Raw genomic sequence first — 1011 nt, forward strand, 5'->3', positions numbered from 1 at the left:
AGCATGGGCATGACGAGCAGTCGCCCCGGACGAGTATCAGTCCCACGATCGAGCGATCACGAACCGGGGAAGATCGGACTTAACGTCCACTGAGGCCGATGAGGAACAGTGAGACTTCTCGCGCCGAGCGCCCGCGAAGGCCGGCGGAAAGAATCTCCCCGATGAACGGGGATCCCCCGTTGGTGTGAATCGTCTTGATCAGGTTCACAACGTTGAGGATGGGGCGATACTGGACACCGAGGTGGATCAAACCCACCGCCTCGTCGGGATGATGATGTTCGGCTTCCTTGACCAAAGCGGCCATGCGCGCGATGGAGTGGTCCTGGAGGGCGAGACGGATGAGCTGCCCGCCGGTGTTGAGGCCTGCGGCTTCGCTCATCGTGAGGACGTCCTGCGCGGAGCGTCCCGCAGCCGCTCTGAGCAGTCGGCCTAGTTCCTCCGTCCGGCCAGCAGCTTGGAGCACGTTGGCCATGGCCGTGGCATCTTTCGGCGGCAGCTCTCTGCCGGCGGTTTCTGGTCCAACCGTTCGCAGCACGTGCTCGACCCATGCCGTTTCCGAGGGCTCTGCGGACGCGGTGACCGGAGGGGCGGTGTTGTCTGTATGGCCCTCACGTGCCGCCAGGATGTCTCGGGCCACCATGCCGCGGTAGTCGTGACTTTGTGGATCGGCGAGGGCTCGATCCATCGCGACGCATTCGCTCCGCCATGCGCCCTCATCGCAGAACTCGCGCGGGAGCGGGTTCCCTGCGGCAGCTGCGTAGTCGCGGAATGCCACGACCAGCGCCAGGACATGTTCGACCTTCGGTGTGCTCCTTCCATGCAGCTTGTCGTCAATGGTGGTTCTGGGCATCGCCCAGCGCGGCCCTTGCTGTCTGGTCAGACGCACCAGCTGGCCGAGCGATGGCTTGCCAGCGAGTCTTCTCAGTGGACGTTAAGTCCGTTTCTCGTAGCGACCTCGTCCGGGTTGGGTGAGGAAGCCTTGTCGGACGAGGCGTCCGAGGCGGCTGCGGG

General features: G+C 64.4%; 1 protein-coding gene. It reads right to left on the reverse strand.

Annotated elements, in window-relative coordinates:
• Positions 1-79: 79 nt before the first annotated feature.
• Positions 80-850, reverse strand: coding sequence for a hypothetical protein (locus ACIBAF_RS49305; RefSeq protein ID WP_399473431.1), 771 nt, complete (start codon positions 848-850; stop codon positions 80-82).
• Between the last annotated feature and the right edge of the window lie 161 nt (positions 851-1011).

Origin of the sequence: Streptomyces sp. NPDC051677 (assembly GCF_044453465.1) — a bacterium.
Lineage (GTDB): Bacteria > Actinomycetota > Actinomycetes > Streptomycetales > Streptomycetaceae > Streptomyces.